This window comes from Halobaculum sp. EA56, assembly GCF_051195075.1.
Taxonomy (GTDB): Archaea; Halobacteriota; Halobacteria; order Halobacteriales; family Haloferacaceae; genus Halobaculum.
In genome coordinates this window covers 1-15,225 of sequence record NZ_JBNTJX010000007.1, presented here as the reverse complement: position 1 = coordinate 15,225, position 15,225 = coordinate 1, and the positions used below count along the sequence as shown (strand labels likewise).

Here is a 15,225-nt window from a genome sequence, read left to right as displayed (position 1 = left end):
TCACGCGAACTCGACGAGCGTCCCCTCGTAGCGGCAGTCCTCGAGGGCGTGCTTGGCCGCGTAGCCCGCCTCGTGGGGCGTCTCCCCCGACCCGACGCCGACCTTGAGCTGGACGTCGGCGTCCGCGGCGACGTGGTCGACGGCGGCGCGGTAGTCCTCGTGCGAGAGGTCCGGGCAGGCCGCGATGACGTTGTCGCCGCCGACGAAGAAGGAGAGCGCGCCGTGCTCCTCGCGCATGTAGCGCATCAGGCTCGCGTAGCCGTGTTCGATGTTGATGAACGAGTCGAACTCGTTGAGCCGGTCGGTGTACTTGCCCGTCGCGTCGTTCACGTCGAAGTGCGCGACGTGCACGTCGTCGTCGGCCGCGTCGTCGGCGTCGCGGAACCCGCCGGCCAGCGCCTCGCTGCGGTCCGACGACTGGGCGGACCCGGCCGCCTGCACCCGCTCGGTCGCCGTCTCCAGCGCCTCGATCGGCACCTCGTCGACACCGACGCCGAGGCTCACGGTGACGGGGTAGCGGTTGCCCACCGACTCCTGGAGCAGCTCGTGGTCCCGGCGGTCGAGCCCGTTCGTCACCGCGACCATGTTGTCGAAGCGGGTGAAGAAGACGTACCCGCCACGGTTGCCGATGTACTGTGCCAGGTCCGCGAACAGCCGCGACTGGAGCGTCTGGAGGTCCATCTCCCGACGCGGCTCCGGCGTCACTGTCCACGGCCCGTAGTTATCGATCTGCACCAACGTCAGCTGCGCGGCGGTCACTGTACCTCGGTTCGGGGACCGACGACACATACGCGTTACCGTTCTCGGATCCGTGACGCCGACGGCTTCAACACCGTCTCTCCCCAAGCCCGCACGTGATACGCGGAGTCGTCCTCGACGTGGACGGGACGGTCGTTCGGGGTCGCGATCCGATCCCCGGGGCGCCGGCGGCCCTGCGTCGCCTGCGCGAGGCGGGCCTTGACGTCTGCTTCTGCTCGAACAACCCCACGAAGGGACCGCCGGCGTACGTGGAGCGGCTCGCGGCCGCCGGCATCGAGGCCGCCGAGGGCGAGGTGGTGACGGCCGCGGACTCGACGGCGGCGTACCTCCGCGAGCACCACCCCGAGGACGCGCTGTTCGTCCTCGGCGAGGACGGCCTGATCGAGCAGTTGGAGGCGGCCGGGCTCACCGTCCTCGGGGCCGGCGGCGACGGTGGTGGCGACCCGGACGGCGCGGTTCCCGATGCCGCTCCTGGTCCGGCCGACGCCGACGCGGGGGTCGTCTCCATCGACCGCTCGTTCGACTACGACGACCTGACGGCGGCGCTGTCGGCCCTGGGCGACGGCACGCCGTACGTCGGGACCGACCCCGACCGCGTCATCCCGGCCGCCGGGGGGTTCGTCCCCGGGTCGGGCGCGGTGATCAACGCCGTCCGGGGCGTCCTCGACCACGACCCCGACGCGGTCCTCGGGAAGCCCTCGGCGACCGCCCGGGACCTGGTGCTGGACTCGCTCGGGCTCCCCCCCGAGGAGTGCCTCGTCGTCGGGGACCGCCTCGACACCGACGTCGCGCTCGGCGCGGAGGCGGGGATGACGACCGCGCTCGTGCTCACGGGGGTCGCCGACCGGGCGGACCTCGCGGCGTCGCCGTACGACCCCGACTACGTGCTCGACGACCTCGGCGACCTGGACCGGGTGCTCGACGCGGAAGCCGACGGGTAGGCGACCGAAGTCGACGGGGAGGCGACCCGCGAGCGACCGGCACGTGACCCGTCGATACAGTTTTGATCGATCGGTTGAAAGGATCGATCGGGATCCGACCATGAGCGGCAAGGCCATCCTCGAACTCGCGGGCGACTTCGTCGAAGACTACGAGGTCATGGTACCGTACCAGACGCTGGAGACGGTGGGCCACGAGGTCCACGCCGTCGCGCCCGAGAAGGCGGAGGGCGAGACGGTCAAGACCGCGATCCACGACTTCCGCGGCGACCAGACGTACGTCGAGGAGCGCGGGCACGACTTCGCCGTCGACGGCGCCGTCGAGGACGTGGACCCCGCCGACTACTACGCGCTGGTCGTCCCCGGCGGGCGCGCGCCCGAGTACCTGCGCACGAACCCGGACGTGCTCGACGTGGTCCGGCACTTCTTCGAGGCGGACAAGCCCGTCGCGGCGCTGTGTCACGGCCCGCAGATCCTCGCGGCGGCGGGCGTGCTCGACGGCCGCGAGATCACGTCGTACCCGGCGGTCCGCCCGGAGGTGGAGGCCGCGGGCTGTGCGTGGGTCGACGGCGTCGTGACCGACGGCAACCTCGTCACCGGGCAGGCGTGGCCCGACCACCCCGAGTGGCTCGCGGCGTTCCTCGACGTGCTGGGGACCGACATCGACCACGGGGCGGAGCCCGCCGCCGCGGACGATTAGGGCGAGCCGGCGAAGCCGGCCCGGCAGAACGGCGGGGCGGTCCCCGTGCCGCTCCGCCCACGGAGCGAGGCCCCGGACGCCACGAGCCGGACCGACGTTCCCGCCACACACTCACACCGATCCACAGCCGAAACACCCTCACGAGGCCGTGAGCCGCCGCTTCGGCGAGAATCACGAGTGGTACTGTCTGACAAAGGTTTATATACAGTGATGTGCTACTGATTACCATGGAAGAGCGCGACTCACCGTACGTCTTCCGCGACGAGCCGACCGACCCCGTCGGGGGTGCCAGCGACCACACCGACGAGGAAGTGGTCATCATCGACGGCCGCGCGATGACGTACCGAAGCTACCGCGGCGAGGACGACCTCCGCCGCTGAGTCCGCCACCGCCCCCGACGCCGCGGAGCGGTCGCTTCGGAGCGTTCGTTTCCCGAAAGAACGGAACCTTCGCGAGCGGCCGCGCCGGACTCAGAAGGCGTCGGCGTGAGCCGTGATGTCGGCGTGCAGCCCCTCGCGCAGCGCCGAGTGGACGTGACAGATGCCCTCGGCGCGCTCGACGATGTCCGCGAGGGTGTCATCGTCGACGTCCGCCTCGACGTGGATCTCGAAGCTGATCGACTCGAGGTCGTCGTCGTCGTCCAGCTCCGCCTCGGCGTCGATCTGGACCTTCCCGAGGTCCTCGTGCCCGCGCTGCTGGCCGCCGACGCGGAAGGCGGGGAGGAAACAGGAGGCGTAGTCCGCGACGAGCACGGAGTTGGGGTCCGGGCCGTCCTCGCCGAGCGCGTCGATCGTGAGCTCGAAGTCGCCGACCTGACTCGTGCTCGTGAACCCTTCCTCGCTGACCGTGGACGTCTCGATGTCGGACATGTGCGTTCTATGGGTCGGCGCGTCGGTGCCTAAACCTTGTTACTGCGGTGTGTGACCGACGCACACGCGGATCGCTCGACGGGAAGACCCGGCGGGGGGCCGCGGGGCGGACGACTACTCGCCGATCGTGACCGTCTCGTCGTCGCCGAGGACGACGACCTCCGCGTCGCTGCCGGTCGCGCGCACCTCGCGGACGAAGTCGTCGGTGTCGATCTCGATCGGCGGGAACGAGTCGTAGTGCATCGGGAACGCGTAGTCGACGTCGAGCCAGTCGACCGCGATGGCCGCCTGCGCCGGCCCCATCGTGAAGTGGTCGCCGACGGGCACCGCCGCAGCGTCGGGTTCGAGGAACGGCGCGATCACGTCCTTCATCTCCGACATCAGCGCGGTGTCGCCGGCGTGATAGAACGTCGTGCTGTCGGGGTCGGCCTCCTGAGTGGGCTTCGTCTCCGAGATCACGTAGCCTGCGGGCATCCCGCCGGAGGCGCCGTAGCCCGTGTCCAGGCCGTTCGTGTGGTCCGCGCGGACCATCGTCACGAACGCGTCGCCGAGTTCGACGGTGCCGCCGATGTTCATCCCGGTCGTGTCCTCGACCCCGTACTCGTCGGTCACGTACCCCGTCACCTCGGGCGTGCCGACGACGTGCGCCCCGCGGAAGCGGTCCACGTCGCCGATGTGGTCGGCGTGTCCGTGGGTCAGCAGGACGTGGTCCGGGTGGACCTCCTCGGGGTCGGTGTCGGTGTGGGGGTTGTCGAAGAACGGGTCGATCAGGAACGTCGTGTCCTCGATCTCGACCGTCCAGGTCGAGTGGCCGTGCCAGGTGAGGTCCATGGAAGACATGCGTCCGTTCCTTCGGCCGAGCGACACATAAAACCGGCCGACGGCGGAGGCGGGGTCGCGACCGCCCGTCAGTCCGCCGGCTCCGGGGTCGCCCGCGCGGCCGACAGCCCGGAGAGGTGGTGGACGTAGTCGTCGAGGTCGAGCGCGAAGCCGCGCTCGCGCGCCTCCTCGATGCCGATCCAGGAGAACTCGAACTCGCTGCCGTGCTCGTCGCCGCCGTCGCGGACGACGTGGGTCCAGCGGTCCCGCGGCTCGTGGACGCGGGCGTGATAGAAGTGCCGGACGTACGCCTTCGGCGGCGACTCGCGCCGGCGCCACACGTCGGTCGCGAGCCGCTCGACGCCCGAGAGCGTCGCCAGCCCGCTCTCCTCGCGCACCTCGCGGAACACCGCCGACCGGGGGCGCTCGCCGGGTTCGATCGTCCCCTTCGGGATCTGCAGCCCCTCGTGGCCCGGTCCCTCGAACACCAACAGCTCCGACCCCCTGCGGGTGATGTAGGCGCACGCCTTCCCGACGTACGTCGTCTCCGGCCCGTGCATACGCGTGCATACAGAACTGTGCGTGGTAAAGGTGCCCCTGGTGTTGTTTGGACACGTATCCAACACGGCTAGGAATATTAGGACATCCGGGGTGTCCGACGCCCTCCTGCGGATCGGACGGCGGGCCGGAGAGCGCCCCCGCGAGCCGGGGGGACGAACCGGGGAGCCGGGGCGGTCAGACGGTGAACCGGGAGACGGTGGTCGCGGCCCGCTCCAGGTCGGCCTCCGAGGCGGCGGCGACGGTGATGTCGTTCTCGCCGTAGCCGATGTCGAGCGTCGCCTCGAAGGTGCCGTCCTCCGGGACGACGAACGCCGAGTCGACCGGGGTGATCACCGCGACGCGCTCGCCGGTCGTCTCCCCGGAGACGACGACCGTGTTGCCCTGGAAGCGAGTGTCGACGCGCAGGGCGGGCTTCTCGTCGCTGTCGTGGAGCCCGCGCTCCAGGAAGCGCTCGCGGACGAACGACGGCGTCTCGGCCGGCTCGCCGGCGTCGATGCCGTGTGCGAGGCGCACGTACTGGGCCATCGACCACGCCAGCGGCGTCGCGCTCCCGGTCCCCTCGCCGTACTCCCAGTCGTAGTCGGTGCGGTAGTCGCGGTCCCAGACCTGCTCCGCGATCATCCGGCCGGAGTTGGCGAACCGCTGCATCGTCCGCAGCAGCTCCGTCGGCTCGAGCTCCGGTTCGCGGTCGGTCTCCCCGGGGTCGGCCAGCAGCTCGTACTCGCCACGCTCGCCGGTGAGCAGCGGCCACAGCCGCCCCTTCCCGTGGTTGTCGACGGACCACGGCGCGCCGACGTCGCCCTCGTCGCGCTCGCCGTAGCCGTCGCCGTTGTAGCGGTAGAACGCGACCCCCGCGGGGAGGTCGACCCTGATCGTGTCGTCGACCTCGCGGACGGAGTTGCGGACGGTCGTGTCGTCCCACGGCTTGATGCCGAGGCGGACGAGCTCGAGGAAGCCCGCGTCGATGATGTCGCGCTCGTCGAGGCGGGGGCCGTCGTTCGCGAGCGTCCGGAGGTGGCCCGCCTCGGGGTCGCCGTCGCGCGTGACCCGAACGTAGTACGGCGTGTGCGTGTGGCGCGCCGTCCCCGTCTCCGTGGCGGTCCACGTCTCGACCTCGTCGGCCCAGCGGTCCGCCAGCGCGAGCCACACGAGGGCGTTCGCCTCGTCGTCGGATTCGATCGCGAGCTTGCCGGCGCAAGCCAGCCCGGCGATCTCGGCGGCGATGGAGGAGGGCGAGTAGCCCGACTCCTCCTCCCACCGTTCCTGGGCGGTGAACGGGCCGTTACGGGCGACGTAGTCGGCCGAGCGGCGGACGTGCTCGAACTCGTAGTCGGTGTCCGCGAACTCGACGCCGTCCTCCCAGAGGTGGTACGCCATCACCGCCGGGAACGAGATGTTGTCCATCTGCTCGCCGCCCCAGCGGGTGATGCCGTTGAGGTAGGTGTTCTGCGGGATGAAGCCGTCCTCGTCCTGCTGGTACTCGTAGATGTACTCCAGCTGGGCGATCGCCGTCTCGACGTCGCCGGTCAGCTCGGCCGCGGTGAACACCTGGTACAGGTCGCGCGCCCACACGAAGTTGTAGCCGTACCCCTTCTGCTCGCCCGCGTGGACGGCCTCCCCCCACGGCACCGACGGGGAGGCGACGCTCGCGCCGCGGTACGTCTTGTCCTCGACGGCGCGCAGGGTCATCAGGGCCGTGCGGTACTGGTTCGCCAGCGCCTCGTCGTCGGCGACCGACTCCGGCAGCGGCTTGTCCGCGAGGAACGCCCGCCACGTGTCGCGGTAGGCCGCGCGGACGCTCTCGTAGCCGCGCGCGAGCGCGCCCACCGCCTCCCCGAGCGCCGCCGAGGCGTCGGCCTGGCGGGCGAAGCCCAGCGCGAGCGTCTCGCTCGTCCGCCGGCCGGAGCCGAGCCGCCCCACGAGGACGACGTTGTCGTCGTCGACGGACGACCGGGTCGCGGGGACCGACCCAGTCGACAGCAGGGACGCGATGTCGTCGCTCCCGGCGGCACAGACGGTCGCCCAGTCGAACCGGTCGGCCGTCGCCATCGCGACGGCGACGTTGTAGCCGTTCTCGTGCTCGTCGACCAGCAGGGCGTCGCCGCGCTCGCCGGTGTACGCCTCGGCGTCGCGGGCGACGAGGTGGTGGCTCCCCGGCTGGCCCAGCCGCAGGCCCCGGTCGCGGGTCCCGGTGTTCGTCAGCGCGGTGTCCGCGACCGCGAACAGGTCGTAGTCGCCGCCGTCGTCGGCGCGGAAGTCGATGTCGGCGACGAGCGCGTCGTGGTTCGGGTCGACCGCGTACTCCACGCGCAGTTCCCACTCGTGGCCCCGCCCGTCCCCGGTCTCGGTGACGACGTGCTCGAACAGCAGCGCGTCGTCCTCCCCGGGAAGGACCCGCCGCTCGACGGTGTCGTCGGACGTCCGGGCGCCCTCGACGTGGGTCCGGACGGTGTAGTCGCTCTCGGCGTCGGAGACGACGAAGTCCAGGGTCCGGAGGTTCATGAGGTCGACGCGCGGGAACCGCACCTCCGTCAGCGCCCCCTGCGTCAGCGTGAACCACACGCGCGAGCAGTCCTCGTCGCCGTGGTCGGCGGCCGTGCCGACGCCGTACTTCTCGCCGGTCGTCCACCGCGGGCGGTCCGGCGGCGCCGACGGCCGCGCCGCCGCGCTCGGCAGCGCGTCCCGCTCGGCCAGCGTCGCCGTCGTCCGCAGGCGGTAGCCGTGGGCGTACCCCAGCGGCGTCGCGCTGTCGGGCGTGCCGTCGTCGTACCACTGCTCGGGGAGGTAGCCCGTCTCCGTCGTCAGCGGGCCGCCGTCCTCGACGAGGGCGTACAGCTCGGAGGCGCTGTCGAGCAGCTCGTCGGCCGCCGCCTCGCGTCCCCGGTCGGCCAGGAACGCGCCGAGCGTCGCCGCCCCGTGGGCGCCCATGGCGGTCGCGAGCGTCCACACCTTCTCGTCGTCCTGGCCCGCGGTGCGCCACTCGTCGCCCTCGTAGCGGATCAGTCCCTCGACCGGGGAGTCGTCCGACTCCCGGTACAGCCCGTCTAGCGTCGCGCGTACGTGCGCTACGATCCGGTCGACGTCGGAATCGTTCGGGTCGATCCCGTCGACGGCCTCGACCGCCACGAGCGCGTCCGCGAGCGCGAGCGTCGACGCGTCGAGGCGGTCGTCGAGGTCGCCCCCGGCGAGCCGCGCGCCGTAGGTCCCGCTCGCGTCGTCCCACAGGGCGTCGAGCGCGTCGAACGTCTCCGCGGCGCCGTCCCGGCCGCGCGCCCGCAGGTCGTCGCTGACGGGCGCGAGCGCGACGGCGGCGTACGCCTCGACGAACGTCGCCGCCGTGTGGGTGAAGCGACCGGACATGTCCTCCCAGAGGTTCTGACAGCGCTCGGGGAGGCCGTCGTCGGCGCGCGCGTCGTCGAGCGCGTCGACGCCCGCGGCGACGCTCTCGCGGACCCGCCGCTCGTCGGTCCGGGAGAGGTCGTCGCCCCGCTCGCGCAGGAGCGTCGCGAGGAACGAGACGACGGTCGCCGTCTGGTCGGCCTGGAACTCCGCGGAGTCCTCGCGGCCCTCGACGCGCGCGTTCGCCCACCCGGGCGCCAGCGACCCGTCGACGGCCCACACGCGGTGGGGCCAGGAACCGTCGGGCCCCTGGGTGTCGCAGTAGAAGCGGGCGCTGCGCGCGAGCGTCTCCGTGTCGAGTTCGAGGGTCAGCGGGCCGTCCGACTCCAGCAGGTGCCGGGCGATCTGTGCGTCGTCGCGGAACCACGTGTAGCCGTAGCCGCCGGAGTTCCGGAAGAACGGGTCGAACTCGGGGCCGGCGATCCGGGCGCCGCTCGGGGCCTCCAGCAGGTCGAGCGCGCGCCGGTCCGAGCGGACCGTCTCGCGGCGCGGGCCCTCCTCGGGCACCGCCACGGCCGTGCGCCGGCGCGCGACCGTCCGAAGCTCGTCGGCGCCCGCGTGGTCGAGGGCGCACTCGCGGAGGTCGGCCAGCGCCGCCTCGCGGTCGCCCTCGTCCCGGAGGAGGGTCACGAGCGTCGTTCGGAGCCCCCGGCCCGCCCGCTCAAGCGGGGCGGTGACGACCACGTCGCCGCTGAGGTGGGTGTCCTCGTAGCGGTTGATCGCCCCCTCCCTAGGCAGGGCGACGGGGTCGTCGTCGAGGATCTCCTCGAACCGCTCGGGGATCTGCGCGCGCACGTCGTCGAGCCCGGTGGAGGCGGTGACGTAGTCGTGTTCCTCCCGGTGGAACACCTCCACCGCGTCGCCGTCGCCCGGGCCGGCCCCCTCGTGGATGAGCCGCCCGACGCGCGTCTCCTGCCCCTCGGGCGCCAGCGTGAGGAAGGCGACGAGGTGCGCCTCCGAGGGGATCGACCCCCTGAGTTCCACGTGCGTGAGGTGCTCCTCACCCAGCGTCAGGTCGTACTGGTGGACGGTGAAGTCGCCGGCGTCGTACTCGGTCTCCACGAGCGTCGTCTCGCGGTAGTAGTGCTGGCGGACCGTCTCCAGGTCGTCGAACCAGTAGGTGCGCTCGCCGGTCTCGATGCCGAACCGGGACCGGTCCACGCCGGAGAGGCCCGACAGCGACGACGAGAAGTCGCGGATCCCGCCGGCGGGGTCGACGTGGACCAGCCGCGCTCCCCGCCCGGAGAGCGCGCCGCGGGCGGTGCTGGCCGTGCCGGCCGCGCCGTGGCCCCGGTCGCGTTTGTAGTCGTTGAGTGCCGTTCGCAGCCGCATTCACCCGTGAAACTACGCCCGTGGTTAAAGTCTCCGCGGTACGTGAGCACGTCGCACGTCCGTCCCGGCGGCCGACACGTCCGGGGGCGTTCAGCCCGGCCGGGCGGCGGCCCGACCCGCGCCGGCCGGGCCGGTCGGGTCGCCGTCGGAGCCCGGGGACCGGTCGCGTCGCGCCTCACTCCCGAACCGGAAGCACGACCACGTCGTCCACCGCGACCGTGCCGTCCCCGTCGACGACGGCGTCGCCGGCGACGAGGTCGGTCCCGCCCACGTCGGCGTCGACGGTCACCGCGGCGGTCCCCTCGGCGAAGTTGAGCGCGACGACGACCGACTCGGCGTCCGCCCCCTCGTCGGCGGGTTCGCGGGCGTACGCGACGACCGCGTCGGCGTCGCCCTCGCTGACCTCGTAGTCGACGCGCGAGAGCGCAGCCCTGTGGGCCAGCGCCGGGTGCTCGCCGCGGAGCGCGAGCAGGCGGCGGTAGTGCTCGCGGAGGTCCTCGCGGGCGCTCCCGTGGTCCAACTGGTCGCGCTTGCCGAGCTGCCCGAACTCCTGACCGGCGTACACCATCGGCGCGCCGGGCAGCGTCGCGAGCGCGCCCGCGGAGGCGAAGGCGGCGGCCTCGCCGTAGGACGCCAGGTAGCGCGACTCGTCGTGGTTCTCGTGGTACAGCATGAACGAGGCGTGCTCCGGGAAGCCGATCCGGCGGCGCTCCTCGACCGCGTCGAGCACCTCCTCGGCGCGCTGGTTCCCGTCGCCCACCTCGCGCAGGCAGAACGCCGTCGTCGAGTCGAAGTGCATGTCGAACAGCCCCGCCTGGAAGTCGGGGATGTACGGGATGGTCTCGTCGAGCAGGAAGAACTCCGCGTCCCGCTCCTTCACGCGGTCGTGGACCTCCCGCCAGAAGCCGTTCGGCACCGCCCACGCCATGTCGCAGCGGAAGCCGTCGACCAGCGGCGCCCACTCGTCCACGACGTCGAGGAGGTGCCGGCGCACGTCGAGCGAGGTGAAATCGAAGTTGGCGATGTACTCCCACTCGAAGTAGGTGCCGGGCTCCCCGTCCTCCTGCCACTCGTACCACGAGTAGTACTCGCTGTCGGGGTTCCCGTACGCGTCCTCGAAGAACGGGTGATCCCGGGCCGAGTGGTTACACACCAGGTCGAACAGCACGGACATCCCGCGGTCGTGGGCCGCCTCGACCAGCGCCTCGTACTCCTCGCGGGTACCCAGATCCGACGCGATCGAGAAGAAGTCCGTGATGTTGTAGCCGTGCGGGGCGCCGTCGTGCTGGAGGACGGGCGTGAGCCACAGCGTGTCGACGCCGAGGTCGGCCAGGTCGTCGAGGCGGCCGCGGATCGCCTCGAACGCCGACCCCTCGTGGTCGGCCTCCGCGAACGTCCGCACGTACACCTCGTAGATGGTCGAGTCGAGCGCCCACTCCGGCGGGTCGTACGGGCGGTCGACGACGACGTCGCCGCCGTCCCGGCGCACGTCAACCGCGTCCTGCACGCCGTAGGCGTCCTCGGTGACGGGGACGGCGTACACCCGCGCCCGGTCCGGGAGGCGGTCGAGCGGGACCGACAGCGTCGTCCCCTCGACGGTCACGTCCGACTCCGTCAGGTCGTCGCGGTCGTCCAGCATGAACTCGACGCGGGGGGCGTCGCCGCCGCGACCGCGAGGGCGCACGTCCGCCTCCACCCGGACGGCGTCCTCGCCCACGTCGCTGCGGAGGTGGATCCGCGGCCGCTCGGGGTCGTCGTCGCCGCCGCGGGTCCGCAGGCCCGACCCCCCGGGGCCGGAGACGCCCGCCTCCTCCGGGTCGCCGGCGAGGTCGTCCGTCCGGGCCGTCTCGTCCGCGGAGTACCCCTCCCGCTCGCCGACGCCGGGGGCGGTCTCGGCGGCGAAGGCGTGGACGCTGAGGTCGTGGGTCGCCCCCCCGCCGGTGAGCCGGAGGCGGTACCGGCCGGGGCGGTCCGGCTCGAACCACTGGACCGCCTCCCCGCCGACGGTCGCCGCCGACCCCGCGGGCGCGCGGAGGAGGCTCCACTCGTAGTCGACGCTCGGATCGGGGTCTCGCGGCGCGAGTTCCACCGCCTCCCCGACGGCACAGACGCGCGGTTGGCCCGGATGCTCCATGGCTGGCCGCTTGCGCGGCATCCGTTTCGCTCTTTCGCCCGTCGGGCCCGCGGGCCGGTCCCCGGGGGAGCGACCGGTCGGCACGTCGCGGGCGTCGTTCCCCCCGACCCGGGGAACCGCTAAGTGGCCGCCCCGGGTTGGTGCTCGTATGGAGGGGAACGGCGACGGCCCGTCCGCCCGCGAGGGCGGAGTCGACGGAACGGACGCGGAGGGGGACCGAACGACCGACGGCGGCCCGACGGAGGAGCGGCCGGTGTCGGTCGAACTCGACATCGCCGACGGCCGGACGACCGTCGTCGTGACGGGCGACCGCGACGCGGCCGTCGTGGTGCGGTCGGCCTCCGGCGAGCGCATCTACCTCCCGCCCGAGGACTTCGAGCGCCCGCCGGCCTCCGAGGACGCCCGGCAGGACGCCTACGGCACCGGGCCGGGACCGGCGGACAGCCCGTACCAGTCCGTCTCCGACAGCCCGTACCAGTCCGTCTCCGACAGCCCGTACCAGTCGCCGGGCCGCAGCGACAGCCCGTACCAGACCGCCGGCGACTCGGACAGCCCGTACCAGCGGGGCGGCCCCGCCGACGAGTCGCTCGGGCTGGAGCCGACGGCCGACGGCTTCCGGATCGTCCACCCGGAGCCGGTGACCGACTTCCGGCTCCTCAGGTGACCGCGCGGGCGACTCAGCCGTCCCCGCGGCCCGCGTCGCCGCCGTCGTCGCCCGCGCGGCCCTCGCGCTCGTCCTCGGCGTCGCCGTCCCCGACCCCCAGGATCCGGTCGTAGAAGGCGACGTGCTCGTCTGCCACCTCCTCCCAGGTCCGCACCTCGTACTCGATGGGGGACTCCAGCGAGAGGGCGTGCTCGATGCCGTCGGCGATGGCGTCGGAGTCGGGTTCCACCTCGATGAGACAGTCCTCGGGCAGCACCTCGGCGGCGCCGCTGGGGCCCGCGACGACGCGCGTGCCGACCGACAGCGCCTCGACGATGGTGATCCCGAACGGCTCCGACAGCGACGGCGAGACGAACAGGTCCGCGCTCGCGTAGTAGTCGCCCAGCTCCTCCTCGGGGACGTAGCCGACGAACTCCACGCGGTCCCCGATGTCGAGCAGCTCGACGAAGCGCTTCAACTGGTCCGTGAGGTGGCCCGTGCCGCCGATGACGAGCGTCACGTCGTCGCGGCGGAGCTTCTCCATCGCGTACAGCAGGTACGACAGCCCCTTCTGGTCGGTGTGGCGGCCGACGAAGAACAGCATCTCGCCGTCGATGCCCAGCTCCGCCTTCAGGTCGCGGCCGGTCGTCTCGACCGACGAGAAGCCGTTGTAGATGACCTCCGCCTCGCCGCCGTACTCGTGGGCGATCTTTCGGGCCGTGAACTCGCTGACGGCGATCAGGTGATCGGAGCGGTTCACCACGCGCTGTTCGGTGCGCTTCTCGCGCTCCGGCGGGTCCGCGTTGCGGTCCGACGACAGCGAGTGGAACGTCGTCACCCACTCGACGTCGTGGCTGGCCTGCGCGCGCGAGCCGGGGTTGTAGCCGAACCAGTCGTTCGTGTGGACGATGTCGGCGTCGGCCGCCCGCTCGACGAACGCGCCCGACAGCCGCCCGATCCGCGTGATGATGTCCCCCTCGCCCGTCGGCACGCCGTGGATCCCGTCACGGTCCTCGGGGGCGTACTCCGCCGGGAGCACCAGCTCTATCTCGACCCCGTCGCGGTCCTCGAGGCGCTCGAACAGTTCCCCCACCGCCGTGTCCAGTCCCCCGGTCACGTTCGGCGGAAACCCCCACCCTAACATCAGGACCGTGTACGACATCGCTTCGGAAATCGCGGGTGTGGTACTTAGTCGCTTGGCGTCGGTGCGGCGGATCGATCGTGACGGTCGCGGGCCCCGGGACCCGACCCTTGATACGCCCCGCCCCCGTTGCCCCGACGATGCGGTTCGACAGACGAAGCGGCGTCCTGCTCCACCCCACCGCGCTCCCGGGGCCACACGGCGTCGGGGACCTCGGCGCGGGCGCGCGCTCGTTCCTCGACTTCCTCGACCGGGCCGACCAGACCCTGTGGCAGGTGTGCCCGCTCGGGCCGACCGCGGGGATCCACGGCCACTCGCCGTACCAGACCTTCTCCGGGTTCGCGGGCAACCCCCTGCTCGTGGACCTCCGGGACCTCGCCGGGCGCGGCTACCTGACCGACGACGAGCTCGACCCCGACTGCGACCCGGCCGCCGACTTCTCCCCCCACGAGGTGAACTACGACGCCGTCGAGGCGTTCAAGACCGACCGCCTCCGGAGGGCCTTCGACCGCTTCCGCGAGGACGCGGGCGAGTCGGAGCGGGCCGCCCTCGCCGACTACCGCGAGCGGGAGGCCGACTGGCTCGCCGACTACGCGCTGTTTCGCGCGCTGAAGCGCGAGTTCGACGGCGCGCTCTGGACGGAGTGGCCCGCGCCGGCCCGCACGCGAGAGCCCGAGGCGCTGGCGGAGTACCGCGAGGCCCTCGCCGACGAGGTCGCCTTCCGCGCGTTCTGCCAGTGGACGTTCGACCGACAGTGGCGCGACCTGCGCGCGTACGCCGACGAGCGCGGGATCGAGCTCCTGGGCGACCTCCCGATCTACGTCGCGCTCGACTCGGCCGACGTGTGGGCCGCGCCCGACGCGTTCGACCTGACCGAGGACAACCGCCCCGCGGCCGTCGCCGGCGTCCCGCCCAGCCAGGGCGACGACGGCCAGCGCTGGGGCAACCCGGTGTACGACTGGGACCGTCTCGCGGAGACGGGCTACGAGTGGTGGCTCGACCGCCTCCGGCGGCTGTTCTCGCTGGTCGACTACGCCCGGCTCGACCACTTCAAGGGCTTCGACGAGTTCTGGGCGATCCCCGCCGACAGCGACGACCCCGCCGACGGCGAGTGGCGCGAGGGGCCGGGTCACGACTTCTTCGAGGCGGTGCGCGCGGAGTTCGGCCGCCTCCCGTTCGTCGCCGAGGACCTCGGCTTCCTCGACCCCGAGAGCGCCTCGCTCCGGGAGGAGTTCGACCTCCCCGGGATGCGGGTGCCGCAGTACGCCGACTGGTGTCAACAGGGCCACCTGTACCAGCCGATGCACTATCCCGAGGACACCGTCGCGTACACCTCGACGCACGACACGGACACCGCGGTCGGCTACTACGAGGACCTCGACGACCGCCAGCGCGACTGCCTCCACTACAACCTCGGCACCGACGGGACCGACATCGAGTGGGACCTCATCGAGGCGGTGTGGAACTCGGAGTCGACGCTCGCGGTGACGACGGTGCAGGACCTCCTCGGCCTCGACAGCCACGCCCGCTTCAACACGCCGGGGACGACCGACGGCAACTGGCGCTGGCGGGTCACCCACGCCGGACTCGACGACGACGTCGCGGACCGGCTCGCGCGGATCACGGACGCGACTGTCAGATGAGGGCGACCCCCGGGTCGCCGCCCCCGCGTCGGTGCCGTCCCGGGCCCACGCCGATATTCATGTCTGATTTTTTGCGCCCGAGGTATTTGTAGGAGAGTCCCGTCCGCGACGGTAACCGCCGTGCGAGAGCGCGGGGGAGCAACACCAATGTTCGAATTCATCACGGACGAGGAGGAGCGCGGGCAGGTGGGCATCGGGACGCTCATCGTGTTCATCGCGATGGTGCTGGTGGCGGCGATCGCCGCCGGCGTCCTGATCAACACCGCCGGCTTCCTCCAGAGCAAGTC

The 15,225-nt window shown here is 72.2% G+C and carries 13 protein-coding genes; 6 read left to right on the top strand and 7 right to left on the bottom strand.

The genetic code is table 11. From position 1 onward, the window contains the following. Positions 1 to 759: a GTP cyclohydrolase III gene (locus ACQUQ1_RS12810; RefSeq protein WP_435064696.1), complete on the bottom strand. Its 759-nt coding sequence runs from the start codon at positions 757 to 759 to the stop codon at positions 1 to 3. Positions 760 to 854: 95 nt separating this feature from the next. On the opposite strand from ACQUQ1_RS12810, the gene ACQUQ1_RS12805 reads away from it, so the two are divergent. The 3 genes from ACQUQ1_RS12805 to ACQUQ1_RS12795 all read left to right on the top strand — a co-directional run bounded on the left by ACQUQ1_RS12805 (position 855) and on the right by ACQUQ1_RS12795 (position 2,777). Next, complete coding sequence (locus ACQUQ1_RS12805; RefSeq protein ID WP_435064695.1) at positions 855 to 1,700, top strand: HAD-IIA family hydrolase; 846 nt, start codon at positions 855 to 857, stop codon at positions 1,698 to 1,700. 100 nt (positions 1,701 to 1,800) lie between these two features. Then, positions 1,801 to 2,397, top strand: coding sequence for a DJ-1/PfpI family protein (locus tag ACQUQ1_RS12800; protein ID WP_435064694.1), 597 nt, complete (start codon positions 1,801 to 1,803; stop codon positions 2,395 to 2,397). Between the two features lie 227 nt (positions 2,398 to 2,624). Continuing rightward, on the top strand, positions 2,625 to 2,777 hold the full coding sequence (locus ACQUQ1_RS12795) for a hypothetical protein (protein ID WP_435064693.1): 153 nt from the start codon (positions 2,625 to 2,627) through the stop codon (positions 2,775 to 2,777). Between the two features lie 90 nt (positions 2,778 to 2,867). On the opposite strand, the gene ACQUQ1_RS12790 is transcribed toward ACQUQ1_RS12795, so the two are convergent. From ACQUQ1_RS12790 to malA, 5 genes are all read right to left on the bottom strand, one after another. Next, positions 2,868 to 3,266, bottom strand: a complete 399-nt coding sequence (locus ACQUQ1_RS12790) for an OsmC family protein (protein ID WP_435064692.1) — start codon at positions 3,264 to 3,266, stop codon at positions 2,868 to 2,870. Positions 3,267 to 3,380: 114 nt separating this feature from the next. After that, entirely contained in the window at positions 3,381 to 4,097 is a 717-nt protein-coding gene (locus ACQUQ1_RS12785; protein ID WP_435064873.1) for a metal-dependent hydrolase, read from the bottom strand. 77 nt (positions 4,098 to 4,174) lie between these two features. Next, positions 4,175 to 4,645 carry an NUDIX hydrolase gene (locus ACQUQ1_RS12780; protein ID WP_435064691.1) on the bottom strand — a complete coding sequence of 157 codons (471 nt, stop codon included), beginning with the start codon at positions 4,643 to 4,645 and terminating at the stop codon, positions 4,175 to 4,177. A 175-nt stretch (positions 4,646 to 4,820) separates the two neighbouring features. Then, positions 4,821 to 9,377: a glycoside hydrolase family 15 protein gene (locus tag ACQUQ1_RS12775; RefSeq protein ID WP_435064690.1), complete on the bottom strand. Its 4,557-nt coding sequence runs from the start codon at positions 9,375 to 9,377 to the stop codon at positions 4,821 to 4,823. A 175-nt stretch (positions 9,378 to 9,552) separates the two neighbouring features. Continuing rightward, on the bottom strand, positions 9,553 to 11,511 hold the full coding sequence (gene malA, locus ACQUQ1_RS12770; RefSeq protein ID WP_435064689.1) for an alpha-amylase MalA: 1,959 nt from the start codon (positions 11,509 to 11,511) through the stop codon (positions 9,553 to 9,555). Between the two features lie 148 nt (positions 11,512 to 11,659). On the opposite strand from malA, the gene ACQUQ1_RS12765 reads away from it, so the two are divergent. Next, entirely contained in the window at positions 11,660 to 12,175 is a 516-nt protein-coding gene (locus tag ACQUQ1_RS12765; protein ID WP_435064688.1) for a DUF7510 family protein, read from the top strand. A 13-nt stretch (positions 12,176 to 12,188) separates the two neighbouring features. On the opposite strand, the gene ACQUQ1_RS12760 is transcribed toward ACQUQ1_RS12765, so the two are convergent. Further along, positions 12,189 to 13,298, bottom strand: coding sequence for a glycosyltransferase family 4 protein (locus ACQUQ1_RS12760; RefSeq protein ID WP_435064872.1), 1,110 nt, complete (start codon positions 13,296 to 13,298; stop codon positions 12,189 to 12,191). A 137-nt stretch (positions 13,299 to 13,435) separates the two neighbouring features. Between ACQUQ1_RS12760 and malQ the strand changes: the two genes are divergently transcribed. Both malQ and ACQUQ1_RS12750 read left to right on the top strand, forming a co-directional pair. After that, positions 13,436 to 14,938, top strand: a complete 1,503-nt coding sequence (malQ, locus tag ACQUQ1_RS12755; RefSeq protein ID WP_435064687.1) for a 4-alpha-glucanotransferase — start codon at positions 13,436 to 13,438, stop codon at positions 14,936 to 14,938. 147 nt (positions 14,939 to 15,085) lie between these two features. Next, positions 15,086 to 15,225 (top strand): archaellin/type IV pilin N-terminal domain-containing protein (locus ACQUQ1_RS12750; RefSeq protein WP_435064871.1); only part of this gene is annotated, 140 nt, incomplete at its 3' end.